The following is a 15,737-nucleotide window of genomic DNA, read 5'->3' as shown; positions in this document are numbered from 1 at the left end:
AATTAAAATACATAAGTCGCTGCCGAATTACCTGAAAGGGTTACGGGAGCCGTTTTTCCATTATATTTGATATTGAAACTTTCATCTGTACTGTTTCCGTTCTGGATGATGAGTACTGTTTTTCCTGCAGGTGTTTTAAAAGCTGCCGTAGAAAGTGTTTCTGTCTGTGTAGAAGCTACGCGCTGTGAACCCGCAGGTACAAATTTGGAAGCGTGTGCAATGATGTAGTAGGAAACATTTCTGGTGAAATTTTCACTGTCGGAAACCGTTATTGCTCCTTTACATTCTGTACAACCTCCATCTGTGTGTGGTTTGTACTGTGGATCATTAGCTACATTCCATTCTAAAGCAATGCTGCTCCAGTTTCTCATGGTTCCGATAATAACGTTTTTAACGTGCCAATTCAAGTCTTCATTAAAAGTTCCCTGTGATCCGGTCCACTGCTCGGTAAAATATAAATTTTTATCCGGAAATGCATTGTGTACAGTTCCTAAAGCTGATACATCCCCTTCATATAAATGGAAAGCTGAACCGTCAATATATTTGTAGGCTTCAGGATCTTTCAGAATATCAAGGGCATATTCGGGTTTGTTGCAGTTATGATCATAAACTACAATTTTTGTTTTGATATTGTTTGCTTTAAAGACAGGACCTAAATGTCCTTTGATGAAATCTCTCTGCTGCTCAGATGGCATATACAGACTTGGATTATTTCCCGGGTGAAGAGGTTCATTTTGAGGTGTAATTGCATCAATGGTAATTCCTTCCTTTTTCATTCCCTGAATATATTTCACAAAATATTCTGCATAGGTTTTATAAAATTCAGGCTTTAAGCTTCCCCCTTTTGATTTTCCGTTATCCTTCATCCAGACTGGTGCCGACCAGGGAGCAGCAATGATCTTAATATTTGGATTTATAGCTAAAATTTCTTTCAGCATGGCAATGAGATCCTTGTCTTTTGCCAAACTAAATTTCAAAAGTGCAGGATCTGTCTGCCCCTCGGGAAGATCATCATAAGAGAAAACCTGGCTATCAAGATCAGATGCTCCGATACTTAACCGCAGATAGCTTATGGAAATTGAATTTTTGTCTTTTCCGAAAAGTTCATTCAGAAGTGCTTTTCTTTTTGAAGGGGAAAGTCTGTTGATTACCTCAACACTTCCTCCTGTTAATGTATATCCAAAACCGTCAACATATTGAAATTTTTGAGTGTCATCAATTTCAATATTCTGCCAGTTATTGGAATTGTTTACAAACTTAACGGGAGCCTGCTGCTGTAATTTTACACTTTCATTGCCTTTGGTAAGCCAATACTGAACATCATTTCCTTTATCCATCGAAACAGAGGTGCACGATAAAGGAAAAAGTACCACGCCGCCAAGCAGCGCGGTACCTTTAAAAAAGAAACTATATAAGTTTTGAAACTTCATATTTTAATAACCTGGGTTTTGGGTTAAATTCTGATTATTATCTCTCTGTCCCTGAGGAATAGGCCATAACAATCTGTTTTGGTTAATGCTCGCTGCATAAGGAAGTACGTTTCCGCTTCCGTCTTTTTGTTGGGAAAGAACTGAAACAGCTGTTCCCGTTCTTTTCAGATCGAACCAACGCTGACCTTCAAAAGCCAATTCCTGTTTTCTTTCTGCCAAAACTTTAGTAATTCCGTCTGTTTCAGAGGAAACTGCCACAGGAGATAAACCTACTCTGGATCTCACCTGATTAATATATCCTGCTGCGCCTGTATAATCTGCCGTTCTTACCGCTGCTTCTGCCTGAAGTAAAACGATATCTGCATATCTCATGATATAGAAATTCTGTGTTCCATCCATTTTACGCATCTTGTACATGAACGGATAGTTATTGCTTGGCCAGTAATTATCGGACCATGCTACCGGTGAAAATTTCACAGAACTGTTTAATCTCTGGGTATCTCCGGCATCTGTAAAAGTTTTAACCAAATCATTAGAAGGAACATTGAATTTTTTCCAGTCAGTCCCCAGGAACATAGAAGATCCCCATGCCCATACGCTTCCTGCATTTCCATCAGCTTCAAAAATAGATTCTGCGTTGGCTTCATGCAGTCCGTCGAAAAGATTATCATAAACAGGAAGTAAATTTACTCCTGAAATATTGGAGGCATTTTGTTTTACTTTTGCCCAATCGGGATTTGGTTTTGAAGCATATGCTTTAGCCAGTAACCCGTAAGCAAAGTTTTTATTGGCTCTATATTTTTCACTTCCAGCAGGGGCATTCGTAATAGCGCCTTCAAGATCGGCAATAATCATGTCATATGCCTCCTGAACCGTTTTTCTTGCAGGATAAACCTGGCTGTATACTTCATCAAAGTTAGCTGAGTTTACTCCTATTACAGCCTTTGTTACCAACGGAATATCTCCCCATAACTGTACGGCATGGAAATAATATAATGCCCGTAAAATAGAAGCTTCAGACTTCATTTCAGCCTTTCTGGCTGAGGTAAGTGCCGGATCATTAATTTCATCTACATAATTGAGGATCATATTACAGTCATTGACGAAACCGTAAAGATATTTCCAGTCTCTCTCTACGTTTGAATTTGTAGCGATAATTCTATATTCATCTTGTTGAAAGTTTTGAACATTATCTGCGCCTGCATAGGAAATATCAGTTTGTGAGTCACCGTTCATTGCATAATCCAGCTGCCAGTATTCATTTCCAAATGCAGAATAAATAGTACTCATCCTCTTTTCTGCATCATCGGCCGTTTTTAATGGATTGATGATAGGAATGCCCTGTTCAGTAATAGGTTCGGTATCTAAAAAGTCATTACAGGAAATAGCTGTAATAAGAACTGATGCTCCGAATAAATAATATATAGCTTTATTAATTTTCATTGTAAATAATTTAGAAATTAGCTTTTAATCCGATAATAAATGTTCTTACCTGGGGATAAGTTCCGTAGTCAATTCCAAAAACAGCTCTTTCTGCACCGGTAGTACCATTATTAGGGCTGAAGGCATTTACTTCAGGATCCATCCCCGAATAATTCGTGATAGTGAAAATATTCTGTCCTGTTAGGTATACATTAAGCTTGCTTACACCTTTGAAAGGGTTTGTAAAATTGTATCCCAAAGTGACAGCTTTTAGTTTCAGATAGGATCCGTTTTCTATAAACCTGTCGGAGATAAACTGTGCAGAAGGTGAATATGCCCTTGGTACATCCGTAATCTGCCCAGCTGTTGTCCACCGGTCTAGTACTGTTGTAGACTGATTTTTATAGTCATTCATCATTTCAAGATCAAATTTTGTTGCATTGAAAATGTCATTTCCTACTGATCCGGTGATCAACATATCCAGATACCAGTTCTTAAGTTTGAAATTATTGGTGAAACCAAATGTAAAGTCAGGATTAGGATTTCCGATATATCTTCTGTCTTCAGGTTTCAAATCTTTATATTCCACAACATTTCCGCTTGCATTCACATACATTAAATCTCCATTGGCAGGGTTGACTCCTGAAGTTTGGTATCCATAGAACATGCCTAATGGCTGCCCTTCTTCAAATCTCACCAAACTGCCCATTCCTTCTACAGTTGCAGCTGGAATTGTTTTAAGAAATGAACTGATTTCTGTTATCTTATTTTTAGCAAATGAAATATTAAATGACGTATTCCATGTGAAATTCTGGTTCTTAAAGTTTATTGTATTCAGAGCCAATTCCAATCCCTTATTCTCAAGTGAGCCCATATTTCTGTAGATCAGGAAATCATAGGTCCCCATTCTAATTTGGGATACAAGATTATCTGTTTTTCTCTGATAGGCATCTACGCTAAGTCTGATCCTGTTGTCTAATACTCCAAGATCCAATCCTACGTTAGTATCCGTTGTAGTTTCCCAAGTTAAATCACCACTGTCCGATTGTGAATTGACATAGACTGGAACACCATTATTCCAAAACGGATTATAAAGATTGAAATGAGAATAGGCCGGAATAGCTGATGCATTACCTGTTTTCCCCCAGCCTCCTCGCAATTTTAATTCACTGATCAATTTGCTCTCAGCTAAGAAGTTTTCTTTGGAAATCAACCATGAAGCCGAAAGTCCCGGAAAGAAGCCCCATTTGTTTCCCGGAGCCAGAGCGGAGTTTGCATTTTCCCTGAAAACACCCATCAAAGTATATTTACCATTGAATGTATATAATGCTCTTCCAAAAAATGAAACCTGTCTCAGAATCTCTTTACGGATATCATAACCCTGGTTTTTTGCAAGGTCATAATTAAAATTGAATGTACCTTCCGGGAAATTATCTCCACTATAGTAATTGCTTTGAAAGTTTCTTTCATTAATCTGTAATCCTCCAAGCAAAGAGAAATCATGAACAGATCTTTTCAAGGTATAGTTAAGAGTATTTTCGAAATTATATTCTTGGAATGTATTGAATTCCTGAGAACCTATCCCAAATTTAGATCTTCCATAACTGGTTTGAAAACCGTCTGTAAACTTGGTATTTCTCGAATCTATCATATCAAAAGAAATGGCTGGTTTCCAGGTAAGGTCTTTAAACAGCCTTACTTCAAGTCCCAAATTACTTAAAAATCTCTGGGTAAGAGTTTTATCTTTTCTAGATTGGTAAGCTACAGGATTTTCCCATGACGACTGATAAGGATTGGGAGCAAACTGTCCTGGCTTATAGCCATCTTTTATTGCTCCTGTTGTCTGGTCATATATTTCCGGGTCTGCTGGATTCAAAATAACCTGATTTCCGTACACGGGTAAGAAATTAGGTGTATTAAATGCACTTAGAACTACTCCTCCTCTTGCTGTGCTCAGGTTATCATTTGTATTCGTAAGATTAGTCAGGAAATAGTTTACGGATGAATTTAATTTTAACCACGGAAGAATCACCGCATCCAGATTCAGTTTTGCAGAAGTTCTCTGGAACCTTGAAGGTTTTATAATACCATCAATATCCTGATAGCCCAATGCAGCATACGCTTTGATGTTTTCATTTCCGAAAGAATAATTGATGTTATAGTTTTGATCAAAACCTGTCTGGAAAACCTCTTTAGTCCAATCCGTATTAATACCTGCATACCGCGGGTTATTGGCTGTAGAAAGATAATCTCCACCCCCGTTCAGTTTAATGTCAGCTAATAAAGATTTATACTGATCTTGATTCAAGACATCGATATTTTTCATAGCTTTTGAGAATCCCCAATACGCATTGAAATTAAGCTGTGGCTTTCCAATTTTTCCTCTTTTCGTAGTAATGATTACCACTCCGGAAGAGCCATTGATCCCATAAATGGCAGTGGATGAAGCATCTTTCAGAATAGTCATATCTACGATGTCATCCGTATTAATTCCGCTGATATCATTGGTCTGTATACCATCAATCACATAAAGAGGAGTTACCGATGACGAAATAGAATTATTTCCCCTGATCTTGATGTCAATATTTGCGCCCGGTTTTCCCGATGCTTGAACAACACTCACTCCGGCAGCCTGGCCCTGCATTGCCTGACCTACATTATATAGTGGTCTGTTATCGAAAGCATCTGCTTTTACAACAGAAGCCGCACTGGTAAGATTCTGCTTTTTTACTGATCCGTATCCTACAAGAACAACTTCTTCTATAGCCTTCTCTTTCGGAACGGTGTCTTTTACCTTGGTCTGTGCACTGAAATTAGCTGTAAAGTACAGCACAGCAACCACTCCCAGGCTTCTTGATATTTTTAAATTCATATACAGTTAGTTTTTAATTCTCAAATTGAGACAATAAAAATATATTTTTTTTTAATTAATTAACATTCTATTCATAATTATTTTAATTTTTCGTTTATTTTTGGGAGTTGAAAGCCCTATATCTTCTTAATAATTCGTAAAATAATCATAAAAAATCAATAAAAAAATCCCCAAAATGACAGCCAAGCTTTCCAGGATCTCCCTTCCCTTAAAAATGACCTTCCTTATTTTTTCAATGGTCTTGAACTGCATGGGTATTGTGATTCTTCAACTTTCGGAGGCAAAAATCACTTATGAAAAGTTAGGCTTTTTAGAATCATTCAAGGACCTGCCTATTGCATTTATTTCTCTTTTTGCTGTAAATTTTATAAGCAAGACTGGTACTAAAAAGGCATTAATCTCTGCTCTGGTCATTGTCGGAATCTGTTCATGCCTCCTTCCTTTTGTAGAGGATTTTTGGTTTTATAAGGTATGGTTTGCCATTATCGGGACTTGTTTTGCTGTTGGAAAGATATGTGTTTTCGGAATTATCCGGAATAATATTTCAGATGAGAAATCGCTTGCTAAAATGATGAACAGCGTAGAAGCATCATTTATGATTGGAATTTTTGTCGTGAATACCGGTTTCGGCTGGCTGATCTCAAGCCGTTATTCCGAATACTGGAAATTCGGATTTCTATCAATATCAATACTTTGTGCAATAGCCATATTCCTGTTTTCAAAGCTAAATATTTCAGAAGCTAAAAAAACAGAAAATAAAAGTCTTATTTCTGAACTTTCAACATTTGCAAAGCCTGCAACAATTGTATTTCTTGCTGTAATTTTCTTTATTGTTTTTGTAGAGCAGGGATTTAATTCATGGTTACCATCTTTTTACAAAAACCACTTGAAAGTCAATTCATTTTTTGCGTTACAGGCTTCCTCCTTCCTTGCCCTTTTTTCATATGCAGGCAGAACACTTACAGCTAATATTATCCAGAGATTTTCATTATCAAAGTATTATATTTTATGTATTTTTCTAATTATCACGGTGTTGTTAATCATTTTAGGAGTTCAGTATTTTAATTCTCTGAATTCCGGCATTATTTTGTTTTTATTTCCGGTGATCGGGCTTTTTCTGTCACCACTCTACCCTGTTATCAATTCAAAAATGATTGCACAGGTTGATAAAGAAAAAATCAACTTATTTACATCTCTGATTGTAATTTTTTCATCACTCGGCAGCTCTGTCAGTTCAATCATTATGGCCGTCTTGTTCGGAAAACAACTGCTAAATTACTATCCGTTGTATATATTACTTGCTGTGTCTGTGCTTTTTACAGTGAGTTTGATATATTTTAAGCTTGCAGGAAAGAAATTATAGAAAATAATTTTATTTTTACTCCCATGAAAATCAAAGACACCAAAAACAAAGAAACCCTTCAGGAACTTATTGATACAAAAGATTTTGTAGCACACGTATCTGTCGACTGCACGATATTTGGTTTTCACAATAACATTTTGAAGGTTTTGCTTTTAAAGTATCACGATCTGGATCTGTGGTCATTGCCGGGAGGTTTTGTATTTAATGATGAAGATCTGCGTGAAGCTGCTGCGAGAGTGCTTTATGAGAGAACCCATCTTCAGGACCTTTTCCTGAAACAGTTCCATACTTTCGGGAGAATAGACCGTACAGAGAATAATGTGCATCAGATCCTTCTCAACAATAAAGGAATTGAAGTTCCAAAAGACCACTGGATCTTTCAGAGATTCATTACGGTAGGTTACTGCAGCCTTATTGATTTCTCTATTGCCAATACTTTTCCGGATGCATTCAACGAAAGCTGCGAATGGTTTGAAGTAAATAAATTGCCCAAGATGGCTTTTGATCATGACAGAGTGATAGAAACCGGCCTTGAATATCTGCGGATGAATATTAATACCGAAGTGGCTGCAAGTAATCTTCTTCCTGAAAAATTTACCATGAAAGATCTACAGTCACTGTATGAAACTATTCTGGGACAGAAATTCAGGAGAAATAATTTCCAGCGCAAAATATTAAGCTTAAATATTCTGGACAGGCTTGAGAAGTTTTACGACGGCTCTGCAAACAAAGCTCCTTATCTGTATAAGTTCAAAAGCAAGGTACACAATGCTGTCAACCAGTATCCTATCTCTAATGATGAGGAATCTTAGGATGCCGTATTTTTATTAAAACCCGTAAAATCCTCTTTATCTTATTGATAATCAAAGGTAATAAAGATTCATAAAAAAATTTTCCAAACCAGCTAAAAGTATTACTTTTAGACAAATCAAAAAATCATGTCATATTATCCTCTTACAAGCATTCCAGACTACTACGGAATTGATGCTTTACTTACTGAAGAACATAAACTGATCCGCCAATCGGTAAGAGATTGGGTGGAAAGTTTTGTAATGCCGCAGATTGATCAGGCCGCACAAAATCATACCGATATTCCCAATTTAATGAAAGAACTGGGAAAAATCGGAGCTTTAGGCCCTTATATTCCGGTTGAATACGGCGGTTCAGGGTTGGATCAGATTTCTTATGGTCTTATTATGCAGGAACTGGAAAGAGGAGATTCTGCAGTACGTTCTGCTGCTTCTGTACAGAGCTCACTGGTAATGTTCCCTATCAATGAATTTGGTTCTGAAGAACAGAAGAAAAAATATCTTCCTAAACTTGCTGCAGGAGAAATGATAGGTTCATTTGGATTGACTGAGCCTAATCATGGTTCTGATCCAAGCTCTATGGAAACCTATTTCAAAGATATGGGTGATCATTATCTGCTGAATGGTGCTAAAATGTGGATCACCAATTCTCCGCTGTGCGATATTGCAGTAGTTTGGGCGAAAAATGAAGAAGGTAAAATACAGGGGCTGATCGTTGAAAGAGGAATGGAAGGCTTCACCACCCCTGAAACTCATAATAAATGGAGCTTAAGAGCATCGAAAACCGGAGAACTTGTATTCAATAATGTAAAAGTTCCTAAAGAAAATTTACTTCCGGGTGTAACAGGATTGAAAGGGCCATTATCTTGTTTAAATTCAGCAAGATATGGAATTTCATGGGGCGTAATTGGTGCAGCAATTGACTGTTACTGTACAGCTGTTCAGTACTCTAAAGAAAGAAAGCAGTTTGGTAAACCAATCGGTTCTTACCAGCTTCAGCAGAAAAAACTGGCTGAATTCTTAACTGAAATTACCAAAGCTCAGTTATTATGTCTACAGCTAGGAAATCTTAAAAATGCTCATAAAGCAAGTCCTGCACAGATCTCAATGGCTAAGCGTAACAACGTGAAAATGGCTATTGATATCGCAAGAGAATCCAGACAAATTCTTGGCGGTATGGGAATCATGGGTGAATTCCCGATGATGAGACATGCAGCTAATCTGGAATCTGTGATTACTTATGAAGGAACGCATGATGTACATTTACTGATCACTGGTTTAGATATTACAGGAATCAATGCTTTTTAAATAAAAGCTAAAAATATACTAAGTGGAGTCCGGCCGAATGGCCGGACTCTTTATTTTACTCACTTTGCAGGGAACTTATATTCAGTGAATAATTATTGATGTACTAATATTATTAACATTTTGTTAAAAATATTTAATTTAATATCATTAAAAAATATTGATATGAGAAAATTATCTGCTCTTTTATTAAGTTTCACTGCTCCATTCTTTTTTGCCCAACAGGCAGGAGATGTTGCTAATTTTGAACAAAAGCTGGATCTGACTCCGCAGGGTGTTGCCAATTTCATTGCCAATAATCTTGGAGAACAAAATGCTCCGGATTTTGTCAGCTACCTCAATGGATTCAACGTAGGGCTTAAAGGTTACAAAATCACTTACTACACCAAAAATGAAAAAAATGTTCTGGTAAAGGCTACAGGGCTTCTGATGTATCCTAATGTCAATTTTAAGCTTTCTACGGTAGTATCTGACCATGGAACTACTGACAGCAGAGATAATGTCCCTTCTAATTTTAAAGGAGCTTTAACAGCCGGATTTGTAGTGGAACTGTCGTATGTACTCAACGGCTACATTCTGATGGCCCCGGATTATGTAGGAATGGGAAGCGGAGACGGAGTTCATCCTTATGTAGATGCTGCTACAGAAGCCGGCGCAACAATAGATTTTGTAACTGCTGCCAATAAAGTTCTTAGTCAGCTGGGAATAAAACGATATGATGAATACTTTCTGGCAGGCTATTCCCAAGGTGCTCATGCTGCTATGTCAACTCTAAAAAGCCTGAATACCTCCAACCCTACCAATCTGAAATTCAAATATGCTTATATGGGAGACGGACCGTATGATTTTTCAGGGGTGACTTTGAACAAAGGAGTTCTGGAAAAAGATTTCTATCCGTTCACTTCTTTCCTCGCCAATGTTCTTCATACCTGTAACAATACCGGCTATAAAACCTATAATACCAGCATTTCAGAAGTTATTTCACCGGAGTATCTGGATAAGTACAATTATCATGTGGTACAGGACAATGGAGGCCTTCTTTGGGGACCTGTCATCTGGAGAAATCTTTTCACTCAAAGCTTCGTTAATGATGTCACCAATAATCCGAATAACAATCTCAGACGATGTATGAAGCCTAAGGATGTATATGACTGGTACAACAAAACACCTATTACTTTAGGGCATTCTACTGTAGATTTGGCTATTCCGCCTGAAAATACGTCTAAAACCATTGATGTACAGCGTGGATATTACTCGTGGTGGGATCTGAACAAATACAAGCTTGAAGCCTTCTATTGGGGACCTTTGGGCCATGTGGGAGGAATTGTACCTTTTACTCTGGCCTCTAATGCAAAATTCAATACACTTAGAAGCGGAGGGCTTCTGAATCAATGGGCTATACTGACTTCAAAACAGCAGGGAAACAGCCAGTCTGAAACTAATACACTTTACTCTTCCCAATTAAAACCGGATCTTGGCAATATGCAGCTGGTGGGAATTACAGATTTCAATCAGGAGAAAGCAGTAAGCAGATCAGGGACAGAAAGCAGCCTATCTACCTTAAAAGACGGTGTTTATCTCTTAAAAGTACAGGAAAATAATGATCAGAAATTAGTTCCGTATGTTAAAAATACGCCTGTAGAAGTTCCTGAAAATGAGATCATACAGTCTGAAAACAATAATATTTTAAAGCTAAAAATTCCTCAGGAAGAACTTGTCACTGTGAATATTTTTGATGAAAACAGAAATCTCTTAAAAGCTGTTTCTCAGAAAGAGTATGCAGAAAATGGCGGAATCAATATAAAAGACATTGATAATCAAAACAATACTTTTGAAATTGTTACCCAATTTTACAATCTGCAGTTCAAGAAAGCACTGACAGGTGGTTCATCTGCCAACAAAGCTGAAATATTCACCCAAAATCATCAGATCGGTGCAAAAGCAGACAATGGTATCAAAAATATCAGTATTTATAATATTTCCGGAGCATTGATACTTCAACAGGAAATTAACAAACCTGAATTCAAATCAAACAATTTGGAATCAGGAGTTTATATCGTTCAACTGATTACTGCCGATGGAAAAACAATTAATAAGAAAGTAAAATTATAAAAGAAATTCCTCAATATATTCTTCATTTCAAATTGAATGCACTTCAGCAACGGAGTGCATTTTTTAATTGGAATAAGGCTTGATATTCTCAATAAAACTAAGATCCGGATTCAGGATTTCCAGAATCAGGTTCTTTACAGACTGCATTGCATCATCAATATTTCCTTTATCAAACTGCAAGGAAACCACTCCTTTTTTAGCTTCAGCAAAGCTCCAGATTCCTGTTTCTATAGGCAATCCCCAGAATTCAGGAAGATTCTGAACCACATAATGGTAAATGCAGAGCTGAAGAGCCTGTTTTCTATCACTGTTATGGAAATATTCAGCCACATTATCCTCATCTATTTTCACCGTGAGATTTTTGATCTTCGCTGTTTTATAGTCAATAATTCTTAAAGTTCCGTTCAGTCGGTCTATCCGGTCAATAAATCCAAAGAAAGAAATTTTATCATTGCTGTCAAGATAAAAATCTACATTTTCAAACCTTTTTTCAATGTCTAAAATCTCCAGTACATTACCCGATTTTACCAACTCAAGATCATGGTTGAGAACATTTTCAATCACTTTTTTGGCAATGGCCCTGTGAATAAAATTCATCCCTTTTTCATAGAATTCAGGTTGGTGTTTCAGCTTCTCAATAGCAATATTAATATATTGATCTATTTTTTTAATTGAATTCTGTAAATCTTTTTCTTTTAAAGCTTTACCTTTAAGTACTTCATAAACTTCTTGAAGTGAATAGTGGACTAAATTTCCGTAATTTTTAACCGAAAGTTCCTCTTCTATTTCATCCGTTTCGGAGGTCTTTAATATCTTGGAAAGATAAAAATCTATCGGATTGTAGAGATAGCTGGTAAGGTGTGAGGCAGATACTTTTTCTTTCCATTTCTGAAGCCTTTCCAGTACAATCGGAGTCTTTAGGATTTCTATCGGTTGTGAAGCAATCGGCTCAGAAGAGTTCTCAATAATGAGGTGTTCTATCTTATGCGAACTCTCCATTTCAATCTGTGTGATAAATCTGCTTTTCTCGCCGGTATTCACCCCAGAACTGAGTGCATTATAAAGCAGATGAACATTTCTGGAATCCTGGATCAGCCTGTAAAAGTGATAAGCATAAATACTGTCATTTTCCAGGAACGTATGCAGATCAAAATACCTTCTGATATCAAACGGAATATAAGTGTTCTGTGAATTTCCCAAAGGAAGTTTTCCCTCATTCACAGAAAGCATGATCACATTTTCAAAGTTCAGAAGACGGGTTTCCAGAAGTCCCATGATCTGAAGTCCGCGAAGCGGCTCCCCCTGAAAATCTATACTTTCGGAATTAACATGCTGGTTGATAAGAATCTCCAGCGTTTCCATTTTAATCTCAAAATCATAAGGACTGAGCTGGTTTTTAATAATTCTGAATGCATTCTCAAAGTGGGAAACGTTTTCATACTGAATATCATCTATATCCAGCCATTTGATCCGCCTGCAGAATTCAATAAGCATATCCAGGTAAACACCTGTATGATCGGCTTTTTTAAGAAGTCCGTAATAAGAAAGACCGCTCAGAAGTTCTTCCAAAAGTTTTTTGGATATATAAACAATGTTCCTCTCCTCTACTTTGGTTCTGAAATTACTGATAATATGCTCATCCTCAGCAGATTTCGGAAGCTCTTCAAGGATCGGGAAGATATCCCTGTAGTAATAAGAAGATTTATTTTTTTCCAGCTGTTTCTGAAGATAAAAAAGCTGTTTTACAGCATTGGAAAATGAAAGATTCTTCAATGGAAATCCCATCGTAATGTTAAGGTTTTCAACACCGTACATTACATCTAAACTTGCAGGAAGAAGATTTTCATCCAATAACACAACTGCAGTATTGGAATAGGTCTTGTTTTCAATTTCTTTGAATATTTCAGGCAATACTTTGGTCTGCGTCACATTTCCGGAAACTTCATATACCTTGATATTTTTAGGCTGGTTAAAATCATCTTCTATCCATTGAAATGCCCTGTTATCATCAAATTCCTTCCACATTTTGTGATTCCTGAGGAATTTTCCCGCCTCTTGTCTTTCATCATCGAAATAATAATGATCCGCCTGAAAGAAACACTGTGCTTTATTCCAACGCAGCAGGCTTCTTACCAGCTTTTCTTCTACCGGAGTGAAAGCATTGAAACCACAGAATACAAAGTTTTCAGAAGTATTTTCTGCAAAATCTAAGATCTTTAATTTAGCAGTTTCATGAATCATTCCCGAGGTTGCCCAATTCTTTTCCCGGAGTTTTTTCTTTAGAATTGGAAGAAAAACATTCATATTCTGCCAGAAATTAAGGAATTTCTTACGCGGAACATCATCATCTTCTCCTAAATCCTGAGCCCATTCTTTAATGCGTTCTTCATCAAACATATACTGCAGAACAGCTTCATCGCTTTCAGAGAACTTCAATATATCGTCCCAGTCTTTCTGAAGAGTCGGAAACCATTTTAAAAAGTCTGCAAAATCATCTTTTGGGATAAGACCAAGGCTCCTGTAGACATCAAATGCAAAAAGCCACAGAGAAATCCCCTGAACCGGCTGCTTATCTGCAATCCTGTCGATCAGTTCCTCTATGGTAAAAAAATTAGGGAGAAACCCTGAGTAATTATTTTCTTCCAGGATCTGCCTGATGAATACAATGGGACGTTTTCCCGGAAGAACGATATTGAACTCCGAGAGGTCTGTATTTTGGGCCAGCAGCTCGTGGATGATTTTATTGAGAAATTTCAAGGGGCTTTATAGCTTTTTAAGTTGTCCAGTTCTTCAGCAATGAGGGTATTGTATTCTGCCTGTTTTTCTTTATTCATCCCATGCTCCGTAACTTTGTCATAGGAAATCTGAAAGTTTTCGTAATCGTTTGATATCTTGCTGTAAACTGCTTTAAATTTTTTATCGTAATCCCCGGAAGTTTTAATATTTTCTGCTATTTCTTTCCTGAATTGGCGTACAAACAGTTCCGCAATGTCAAAATGTTTTTGCTCATGCAGCAAAATATAATCATTTGTCCTTTTGACATCTTTCCAGGATCTGTCCTCGTTAAAAATAGCAGCTATTTCAATTTTAACAGGAGATTTCGGATTGGAAGATTTTACTACGGAATATTCCCAGCCACAATGGGTGTAGGCTATCACATCAGAATTGTTTTTTGTCCTTACAGCGCTTTTAAAATTATCCCAAACCAGCTTGTGATCTTCCTTCCAGATTATTTTTTGTCCGAAAAGAGTATTAATAAAGAGAAAAAAACAGAGTGAAATCAATTTCATTATTATTCAACTACAATTGTTTTGGTGATCCAGCTGTTGCCACCGTTCCAGAATTTAAAAGTATAAGTTCCTGCCTCCCGCGGACTGAATTTGATCTGGTTGATTCCTGTGTGAGTTTCCTGAGTACAGGGACCATCTGTAGTATATTTATAAGCAGTAACTGATCTTTGCAGACTGCTGTCATGAATATAATCATATCCGTAAAACCCTTCGCATTGGGACGAATATGTAGAATACGTCTTAATGCTCTGTATTGAATATACATCCATAGTATCTTTCGTAATCTTTACACTGTCGATTTTGATTTTTCCTATAGACTGCACGGTCTGATAATCATCATCTTCACAGGAGATAAAAACCAACCCTAAAAATAATGCAGAACATCCAATATTTAAAAGTTTTTTCATACCCTTAAATTTACTGATTATTAATAATAATTCAGCAAAAATTATCACTTAATTTTAAAAAATCAAGAGTTAAAATTGCCTTTTGATACATAAATCACTTTTTTAGTATCAAAAAATTCTTCATCAAAATAGTTTTTAAGGTTGAAGATTTCACATTTAATTCCGGCTAATTCTTCAGCAAGATCGCCGCCCTTTAAATACAAAACTCCGTTATGTTTGGGATTAAACTGTTCTTTTTCAAACTTTCCTTTCAGCCATCTCAGGAATTCCGGCATCTGTGTTACAGCACGGCTTACCACGAAATGGAATTTTTCTTTTACTTTTTCTGCCCTGCCATGAATAGCCGTTAAATTTGTCAGCCCGATTCCTTCTGCAACAGCTTTCACAACAGTAATCTTCTTTCCGATAGAGTCCACTAAAGTAAACTCTGTATCCGGAAACAGGATCGCCAGGGGAATTCCCGGAAAACCTCCTCCGGTTCCGATGTCCAGAACCTTTGTACCGGGTGCAAATTCCATTGTTTTCGCAATTCCCAAAGAATGCAGAACATGCTTCTCATACAGCGATTCCATATCTTTTCTTGAGATCACATTGATTTTTTCATTCCATTCATTATACAGCTTTTCCAATTGGGAAAACTGCTCGATCTGCTTCTCTGTAAGATCAGGAAAGTATTTTAATAGTAACGATGCTGCCATATGAAATATTATAATCTGCAAAAATAAGT

Annotated in this window: 11 protein-coding genes; 4 read left to right on the top strand and 7 right to left on the bottom strand. The window is 36.9% G+C overall.

The genetic code is table 11. From position 1 onward, the window contains the following. Nucleotides 1-2: 2 nt before the first annotated feature. The 3 genes from ACQWU4_RS00520 to ACQWU4_RS00510 are packed head-to-tail and all read right to left on the bottom strand — an operon-like array spanning nt 3 to nt 5,724. Nucleotides 3-1,430, bottom strand: a complete 1,428-nt coding sequence (locus ACQWU4_RS00520) for a glycoside hydrolase family 30 protein (RefSeq protein ID WP_429933815.1) — start codon at nt 1,428-1,430, stop codon at nt 3-5. Nucleotides 1,431-1,433: 3 nt separating this feature from the next. Next, nucleotides 1,434-2,873 (bottom strand): RagB/SusD family nutrient uptake outer membrane protein, encoded by a 1,440-nt coding sequence (locus ACQWU4_RS00515; RefSeq protein WP_429933814.1) that lies wholly within the window; start codon nt 2,871-2,873, stop codon nt 1,434-1,436. 10 nt (nt 2,874-2,883) lie between these two features. Then, nucleotides 2,884-5,724, bottom strand: a complete 2,841-nt coding sequence (locus tag ACQWU4_RS00510) for a SusC/RagA family TonB-linked outer membrane protein (RefSeq protein WP_429933813.1) — start codon at nt 5,722-5,724, stop codon at nt 2,884-2,886. A gap of 175 nt (nt 5,725-5,899) precedes the next feature. On the opposite strand from ACQWU4_RS00510, the gene ACQWU4_RS00505 reads away from it, so the two are divergent. The 4 genes from ACQWU4_RS00505 to ACQWU4_RS00490 all read left to right on the top strand — a co-directional run bounded on the left by ACQWU4_RS00505 (nt 5,900) and on the right by ACQWU4_RS00490 (nt 11,313). Continuing rightward, the gene (locus ACQWU4_RS00505; RefSeq protein ID WP_429933812.1) at nt 5,900-7,087 is read left to right on the top strand and encodes an MFS transporter; all 1,188 of its coding nucleotides are present in this window, start codon (nt 5,900-5,902) and stop codon (nt 7,085-7,087) included. Between the two features lie 23 nt (nt 7,088-7,110). Continuing rightward, nucleotides 7,111-7,899: an NUDIX hydrolase gene (locus ACQWU4_RS00500; protein ID WP_429933811.1), complete on the top strand. Its 789-nt coding sequence runs from the start codon at nt 7,111-7,113 to the stop codon at nt 7,897-7,899. A 126-nt stretch (nt 7,900-8,025) separates the two neighbouring features. Further along, nucleotides 8,026-9,204: an acyl-CoA dehydrogenase family protein gene (locus tag ACQWU4_RS00495; RefSeq protein ID WP_429933810.1), complete on the top strand. Its 1,179-nt coding sequence runs from the start codon at nt 8,026-8,028 to the stop codon at nt 9,202-9,204. Nucleotides 9,205-9,366: 162 nt separating this feature from the next. Then, on the top strand, nt 9,367-11,313 hold the full coding sequence (locus tag ACQWU4_RS00490) for a T9SS type A sorting domain-containing protein (protein WP_429933809.1): 1,947 nt from the start codon (nt 9,367-9,369) through the stop codon (nt 11,311-11,313). Between the two features lie 63 nt (nt 11,314-11,376). Here the strand turns inward: ACQWU4_RS00490 and ACQWU4_RS00485 are convergent, their stop codons facing one another. The 4 genes from ACQWU4_RS00485 to rsmG form a co-directional block, all read right to left on the bottom strand. Continuing rightward, on the bottom strand, nt 11,377-14,070 hold the full coding sequence (locus tag ACQWU4_RS00485; protein WP_429933808.1) for a PD-(D/E)XK nuclease family protein: 2,694 nt from the start codon (nt 14,068-14,070) through the stop codon (nt 11,377-11,379). Continuing rightward, nucleotides 14,067-14,603, bottom strand: coding sequence for a DUF922 domain-containing protein (locus tag ACQWU4_RS00480; protein WP_429933807.1), 537 nt, complete (start codon nt 14,601-14,603; stop codon nt 14,067-14,069). The genes ACQWU4_RS00485 and ACQWU4_RS00480 overlap by 4 nt, the downstream gene beginning before the upstream one ends. Nucleotides 14,604-14,605: 2 nt before the next feature. Next, nucleotides 14,606-15,010, bottom strand: a complete 405-nt coding sequence (locus ACQWU4_RS00475) for a hypothetical protein (protein ID WP_429933806.1) — start codon at nt 15,008-15,010, stop codon at nt 14,606-14,608. A 62-nt stretch (nt 15,011-15,072) separates the two neighbouring features. Then, nucleotides 15,073-15,708 carry a 16S rRNA (guanine(527)-N(7))-methyltransferase RsmG gene (gene rsmG, locus ACQWU4_RS00470; RefSeq protein WP_429933805.1) on the bottom strand — a complete coding sequence of 212 codons (636 nt, stop codon included), beginning with the start codon at nt 15,706-15,708 and terminating at the stop codon, nt 15,073-15,075. Nucleotides 15,709-15,737 lie beyond the last annotated feature (29 nt).

This window comes from Chryseobacterium sp. MIQD13, assembly GCF_050496705.1.
Taxonomy (GTDB): domain Bacteria; phylum Bacteroidota; class Bacteroidia; order Flavobacteriales; family Weeksellaceae; genus Chryseobacterium.
This window is presented reverse-complemented; position numbering and strand designations above follow the sequence as displayed.

Coding starts and splice junctions, on each gene's coding strand:
- ACQWU4_RS00515 (WP_429933814.1), bottom strand. CDS start 2,873: ATGAAAATTAATAAAGCTATATATTATTTATTCGGAGCATCAGTTCTT.
- ACQWU4_RS00480 (WP_429933807.1), bottom strand. CDS start 14,603: ATGAAATTGATTTCACTCTGTTTTTTTCTCTTTATTAATACTCTTTTC.
- ACQWU4_RS00505 (WP_429933812.1), top strand. CDS start 5,900: ATGACAGCCAAGCTTTCCAGGATCTCCCTTCCCTTAAAAATGACCTTC.
- rsmG (WP_429933805.1), bottom strand. CDS start 15,708: ATGGCAGCATCGTTACTATTAAAATACTTTCCTGATCTTACAGAGAAG.
- ACQWU4_RS00500 (WP_429933811.1), top strand. CDS start 7,111: ATGAAAATCAAAGACACCAAAAACAAAGAAACCCTTCAGGAACTTATT.
- ACQWU4_RS00490 (WP_429933809.1), top strand. CDS start 9,367: ATGAGAAAATTATCTGCTCTTTTATTAAGTTTCACTGCTCCATTCTTT.
- ACQWU4_RS00510 (WP_429933813.1), bottom strand. CDS start 5,724: ATGAATTTAAAAATATCAAGAAGCCTGGGAGTGGTTGCTGTGCTGTAC.
- ACQWU4_RS00475 (WP_429933806.1), bottom strand. CDS start 15,010: ATGAAAAAACTTTTAAATATTGGATGTTCTGCATTATTTTTAGGGTTG.
- ACQWU4_RS00520 (WP_429933815.1), bottom strand. CDS start 1,430: ATGAAGTTTCAAAACTTATATAGTTTCTTTTTTAAAGGTACCGCGCTG.
- ACQWU4_RS00495 (WP_429933810.1), top strand. CDS start 8,026: ATGTCATATTATCCTCTTACAAGCATTCCAGACTACTACGGAATTGAT.